This is a genomic window from Bacteroidales bacterium, assembly GCA_018334875.1.
Taxonomy (GTDB): Bacteria; Bacteroidota; Bacteroidia; order Bacteroidales; family UBA12077; genus JAGXLC01.
In genome coordinates this window covers 1-6602 of the sequence record JAGXLC010000229.1, presented here as the reverse complement: position 1 = coordinate 6602, position 6602 = coordinate 1, and the positions used below count along the sequence as shown (strand labels likewise).

General features: G+C 46.1%; 4 protein-coding genes. All 4 read right to left on the bottom strand.

Features of this window, described 5'->3' with window-relative positions:
• Positions 1-135: 135 nt before the first annotated feature.
• Positions 136-1839 (bottom strand): hypothetical protein, encoded by a 1704-nt coding sequence (locus KGY70_15005; protein ID MBS3776503.1) that lies wholly within the window; start codon positions 1837-1839, stop codon positions 136-138.
• A gap of 94 nt (positions 1840-1933) precedes the next feature.
• Complete coding sequence (locus tag KGY70_15000) at positions 1934-3382, bottom strand: sulfatase (protein ID MBS3776502.1); 1449 nt, start codon at positions 3380-3382, stop codon at positions 1934-1936.
• Between the two features lie 32 nt (positions 3383-3414).
• Positions 3415-4740, bottom strand: coding sequence for a sulfatase-like hydrolase/transferase (locus KGY70_14995; protein ID MBS3776501.1), 1326 nt, complete (start codon positions 4738-4740; stop codon positions 3415-3417).
• 66 nt (positions 4741-4806) lie between these two features.
• The coding region (locus tag KGY70_14990; protein MBS3776500.1) for a GH92 family glycosyl hydrolase at positions 4807-6602 on the bottom strand (1796 nt) is incomplete at its 5' end.

Here is a 6602-nt window from a genome sequence, read left to right as displayed (position 1 = left end):
GGAGCTTTCATCCACATAGGTTTATTATATTTACGCACGCTTCGTGGCGCACCATAGGCACATAGAAAACATAGGGATTCACATAGATTTTAATATGCCTCATCTTATTCAATAAAACTAAATTCTTCCTGCCAATCAATTTGCAACTCTCTCTATTTTCAGATAATACCAGTCTCCTCCTTTAAGATTCAGATCCAACCCATCCAGTAAATCTTCTCCTTCATAGGTTTTGGTTGAATTTTCATTCACACGGGTTACCTGATATTTTTTGTCTCTGTCCACGGTAAACCACTCCGGGAACTGGTTGATGCGGGGATAATCAAGCGGCAGGCCCATATTTTTCTTATGTCTTTTGTAATCGAATATAAGCTCTCCATTCCATGCTTCACCTGATCGGATGGATATGTACAGGGTATTGGTATCGGATACTGCCCCGAACTGCAGGGATTCATCCCAGGGTTTTGCAGTAAGGCCCTGGGTTTTCCAAAGGCAATACATGATGGTGGTTCGGGCAAAGTTGCCGTCACCGTGCCAGCCCTCAATGATGCCGGAGTCTTTCCATTTCAAGGCATTTTCCCGGTGGCTGGAGTCCTGCATGGACCACATAATCTGTGTTTGATCATCCATCCACTTCCCCACTGGACCCATAGGTTCCCTGTTGTAAAGGTTCAGGGCACTTTCGATGGCATCAGCATACCCGTCAGCGCTGCCGCTTTCCCAGTCATAAGCGTCATAATGATGCAGGTTGTTAAATGCATTTATTACTGGCTGGCGGTATTTTTGAGTCTCATCAAGCAAGTATACAGTAAAATAACCATTCAAGGTATATCCCCAGGTGTCAGCTATTCCCTCATTAATGATTTCTTCACTGTTCAGGTTGACGACATTATAGAACAGTCCGTGCCGGTTTCTCCCTACCTCCAGAATCCTGTCCAGTAACCGGTATAAAGGCGCTTTATACTTTTCTTTTAAATCGGAGCGGGAGAAAGAAACACAGCAATACAGTTCACAAAGTCCTGAAATAATCTCACAGCCATGATCCCGCAGTCTAATGTCTTTCTGATAAAGAGACTTGTATCCATCACCCAGAAGGTAATAATTGCCCAAACGCACAGCCCAGTCCAGATACTTATCTTCATCTTTCATATAATACAACCTTGGAAGGGCCTGGAGCATCTCGCCGTTAATCTCCACATTCTCTGAAGGAATTTTCCCGTATTCAGTAGATACAGAAGCATATTTCCATATGTCATCCATCATATGCAACATACGATCGCTCCAGACGCTCTCGCCAAGCCACTCTGTCAGAGGAAGCAACCCGTCTTTTATGTATTCAGAAGCACCAAAAATGATGTCTGCAGTGTCAGGCCTCCCGGACGCAAAATCATCCTTTTTAAACGACCAGGTATCGGGAAGGGCGCCCAGGCGGGAGGTCAGCCTCTCCTCTGTCCGGAGCATATCTGTAAGCCTTCCCTTGTACAGCTCGTTGTTGGTAATGGAAGCCGTCAGCACCATGAAGGGATAATTGTCGGCTGCGGCGTCTTTGGCGTTCCATATGTCCCTGGAATCACCTAAATTTCGGGGTATTAATCCGGTTTCGGTATCTGCCTTTTCCAGCCAGGCATTCATATAACGATTGCTTCGCCTCAACCCCTCATTGGCTAATTTTGCATTCTCCGAAGCCTGGCTGAAAAACTGTTCTTCCTGATCAGATAGACGATTACAGCCCAAAAGCAAAACAAACGCACATAATACAATTCCAATGAACCAATGTGTGTGGTTCAAACTATAATTTTCCGAATCAATCATTCTCGAATGTTTTCTATTAATGAAACTCATGATATAGGTATTTCATTTAAAGTAGAGACACGCCGCGGCGTGTCTCTACGGAACCATATAGTTCAGATGTTATTATTTTTCATAGCAGAAAACACTATTTCTCCAACTGATTTTCCACCGGCTTGATGCTTTCGCGGTGTTCTTCCAGAATCTTCCTTATCTCAGCAATCACTTCAGGATGTTCATCCGCTACGTTGTATTTTTCTTCGGGATCCACGTTAACATTGTAAAGCAGGGGCGGATCGTGGCGTACTGGTTCACTGCCAATCTCTAGTTCTTCTTCCGTTATGGGATGGGCTGTTTTACTGCCGTACTCATTCTGGGTGACAAAATGGGCTTTATAATTTCCTTTTCTAACGGCATAAACCTGCTCTCCCCGGTAATAAAATACCACATCACGTGGGGTTTCTCCATGTCCCATAAGTACGGGAGAAATATCATACCCGTCATATACCCGGTCATCGGGTAACTCTGTGTTTGAAAGCTCACAAAATGTGGGCAACAGATCCATGGTGGTTCCCATTTCCATCACCACTCCTTTTTCTAATGTACCGGGCCACCAGAAAATGGTGGGCTCGCGCATGCCTCCTTCGAAGGTTCCGCCTTTGGCGCCACGAAGCAAGCCTGAAAAGCCCCCGTGGGTCTTGAAAATGTGCCAGGGTCCGTTGTCGGAAGTAAACACCACCAGCGTGTTCTCGGCAATGCCTTCTTGTTTCAAGGTCTCGAGGACTCTCCCCACCGACCAGTCAATTTCTTCAATCACATCGCCGTAAATTCCCGCCAAAGAAGCATCTTTAAATTCTCCGGAACGGAAAAGGGGGATGTGTGGCAGCGAATGGGCCAGATAAACAAAGAAGGGTTCATCGTCGAAATCCCTGATCTTTTCCACTGCCTCCTCGGTATATCTCTTTGTAATGGTTCGTTGGTCCGCTGGTCTTTCCACGATTTCCTCATCTCGCATCAGGGGAACATCATAGGCCTGATACCGCTCATTTTCTGCCAGGGTAAAATGATCATCGGTACCCCTTACCTTATCCATGTCATTGGAATAAGGAATGCCAAAATAACTTTCAAACCCGTGATCGGTAGGCAGGTAAGGTGTCTTATGACCCAGGTGCCATTTGCCTACTGCTGCTGTACGATAGCCATTTCCTTTAAGGGCTTCGGCAATGGTCACTTCACTTTGCGGCAGTCCACCCTCGGAATCCGGGAACAGCACGCGCCGCTCATCACTGCACATGCCTGAGCGGATGGGTAACCTTCCGGTTAGCAATCCTGCACGGCTGGGTGTGCTCACCGGTGCAGCAACGTAAAAATTGGTCCATTTTTGACCTTCATGAGCCATCTTGTCCAGGTTGGGTGTGCTGATGGTGGGATGTCCGAAGACACCCAGATCTCCATAGCCCAGATCATCGGCAAATATGACCACGAAATTCGGGCGTTCGGGTTTTTCTTTCTCGGCTGCAAATGAACTTTGCTGGCCCGGAATACCTAACGAAAGTACGCCGGCCAGTGCGATTGATTTTGTAGGGAAATTTTTCATAACTGATGATTTTTATAAAATAAAACATTTATTTATTCCTTTTGCCAGGGAATGGCCCCTGTTTTTCGGATATGCTGAGTCAGGCTGTCTTTCAGCTCACCAAAGGCATTGTTGCTTTCGTCAAGCGGCCATCTCTCGTATGGGTCGGACGCGATATTGAAAAGCTGCATAGATTCATAAGGGGTATTCTGAAGCAGTTTATATTTTCCCTTCATTGCTGCATAATAAGCAAGACCCCCGTATCTGTGTCCTTCCCGGCGTACAAAGTAAACAACACGCTCATCCGTGTTCTGGTCTTTTCCTATAAGGCTGGGATACAAACTCACCCCGTCAATCTCATGGTTGATATCCACACCGGCAACTTCGCAAAGGGTAGGAAAGATATCCATAATAAGCCCCCGATTTTCGCACCTGGAGCCGGATTCAATGGTATTTTCCCAGGTAAAAACGGTAGGTACCTTGATGCCGCCTTCATACATATCCTGTTTTCCGCCTCTCAGTGGTCCGTTGGAAGCTCCGTGGGGGAGGCTGCCGCCGTTATCGGAGGTGAAAATAATGAGTGTATTGTCATACAGCCCTTCTTCTCTAAGGGCAGTCAAAACCCGGCCAACACCTGCATCCAGATGTTCCACAAAAGCTACATTTTTGGCGCGTTTTTCCGAAATATCCGGTTCCCTCTTTTTCACTTTCTCAAACCATTCTTCCGGAGGTTGTATGGGAAAGTGGGGTGCATTATAGGCCAGATAAAGAAAAAAGGGAGACTCCTTATCTTTGGCATTTTCAAGATAATCCACAGACCATTCGGAAAACAAGTCGGTAGCATGGCCCTTTGGGTTTATCTCTTTCCTGTTCTCACGCATGTAGTTATTTCCGTGCCTGAGGTGGGTCCAGTAGTCGTCCATCATATCACCCAGAAATCCCTTAAAATAATCAAATCCCCTTTCATTGGGGATATTGGGTGGCTCCAGGCCCAGGTGCCATTTCCCGATAATAGCGGTATGATAGCCGGCTTTGTTCAGCATCTGCGGGAGGGTAACCAGGTCTTCTCTGAGATAACCCCAACTGTTGGTCTCGTGGGTACGGATAACTCCAGGAACACCAGCCAGATCAGGGTAGCGTCCTGTTATCAGGCTTGCACGTGTAGGCGAGCTAACCGTACAGTTGGCGTAGAAATCGGTGAACTCCATACCGTTTTCAAACAAGCGGTCTATGTTTGGGGTATGAAGATCTTCGGCTCCGGTATATGATAGGTCCCCGTAGCCAAGGTCATCTACCATGATGCAGAGGATGTTTGGCTTCCGGGATTGATTCTGGCCATCGGCTTGCGCGTAAAAAACAGAAATCAGAGCTGTGGCCATAAACCCTACAATCTCTTTGATGTTTTTCCTTATTGACATATGAGAAGTATTTTGGACAATAATATTTCAATTCGATAACAAATTGGAGGGAGAGTGTTCTCCCCATGATTTATTTGGATTACCTCCCATCCGTAATTCCAGTTTACCTCCTTTAATCACCTTTTCATGCAATATAAATGGCTTGTTATGGGGTGAATGATTCAATGAGGCGCCTTGAATATAATAATTTTCTTCTTTATTATTAAAGGTTTCAATAACAAATTTTTCGCCCGGATAGTAATCATTATTCAGGTATATGGTTATTTTGTCGAAGATGGGGCTCCCTATCTCATAAAATGGTTTTTTGGCCGCTCCCCCATGTAGTTCAAACAAGCCGGTTTTCATCAAAACCGATAAAGCACCCATCAATCCCTGGTCTTCATCCCCATTGTATCCCGATTGGGGCGTAACTCCGCTGAATGAAGTTTCAATAACCTGCCGGGTCCAGTACTGAGTAAGCCAGGGAGCTTCAGAATAATTAAAGATATGGGCCATCTGCATGGAAGGCTGGTTGCTGTAATTGACCCAGGAATCGCTGTCTACAAAATCTACCGGCCGGGCTCTCTCGAAGCTTCTGTTCAACTTGTCAGTAAGCGCTTCATAACCTCCCATTAACTCAGCCAGTCCTTTTACGTCATGAGGGACGAACCAGGTCATCTGGGCGGCATTAGATTCCACAAAACCTTCTGAGTTAAGCGGCTCAAAGGGTTCAATCCAGATGCCGTCCATGTTTTTAGGGCGCATCCATCCGGTCGACGGATTATAAAGATTCCGATAGTTCCGTGATCTTGCCAGAAATCTTTCCTTGTCCCGGTCTTTTCCAAGTGCATCTGCCATTTGGGCCAGGCACCAGTCCTGATAGGCATATTCCAAAGTCATGCCTGCCCCGTCAAGATGAAAGCCTCTTGCTTCAATTCCTTCCGGCACATAGCCCCTGTCCATATAGTATTCAATTCCACCGCCCTTGTTGGTTTCATGTTCATAACCGGCTTTACTCATCAGACCGCCTGGAAGATGGTTCTTTTTCATCCCCTCATAGGCCATTTCAGGATCAAAGCCCCGTATTCCCTTTTGCCAGGCGCTGGCAATAAACGGGGTTGAAGATGCTCCGGTCATCACAAAAGTATAATTCCCTCCTGAAGGCCCACGCGGTATCAATCCACCATCCTGGTACATGGTGAGCATGGAATTGATGAATTCTTCGGAAACTTCCGGATATACCAGGTGCCAAAGGGTATTTAGTGTCCACTGAGCCCCCCAGAAAGAGTCGGAGTTATAATAATTAAACTCAGGATTGCCTTGTTCATCAGTGGGGAGCTGCTTTACCCTTCTTTTCTCTCCCGTATAATCGCTGTATTTTCCGTTCACATCACTGATGATTCTTCTACCCTGAAGGGCATGCCATAAATCGGTATAGAATCGGGTTTTTTCTTTATCACTGCCTCCTCTTATCTGAATTTTTGACAGCCAGTTATTCCATTCTTCAGCGGATTCCTTAACCACACGATCAAAATCCCAGTGTGCCAGCTCAGTTTCAAGATTCAGCCTGGCCTGTTCCGGGCTGCAATAGGAAATCCCCACCTTCATTAAAATTTTTTCATCATCGCGTGTATTGAAGTTGATCATTATTCCCGATTCTGATCCGGAAACCTCTTCAATATCCCGATTCAAATTTTCTTCCTGCCATCCGTCCATACTTTCAAAGGGCTTACTGAAACGTGCCACGAAAAAAACAGGATATTCTTTGGGTCTTCTCCGGGTAGGCCCGTTTACCGTATAGCCTGCTATTTCCCTGTCATTAACGATCCGTGCCTCACCCTCTG

Coding starts and splice junctions, on each gene's coding strand:
- KGY70_15005 (MBS3776503.1), bottom strand. CDS start 1,839: ATGAGTTTCATTAATAGAAAACATTCGAGAATGATTGATTCGGAAAAT.
- KGY70_15000 (MBS3776502.1), bottom strand. CDS start 3,382: ATGAAAAATTTCCCTACAAAATCAATCGCACTGGCCGGCGTACTTTCG.
- KGY70_14995 (MBS3776501.1), bottom strand. CDS start 4,740: ATGGCCACAGCTCTGATTTCTGTTTTTTACGCGCAAGCCGATGGCCAG.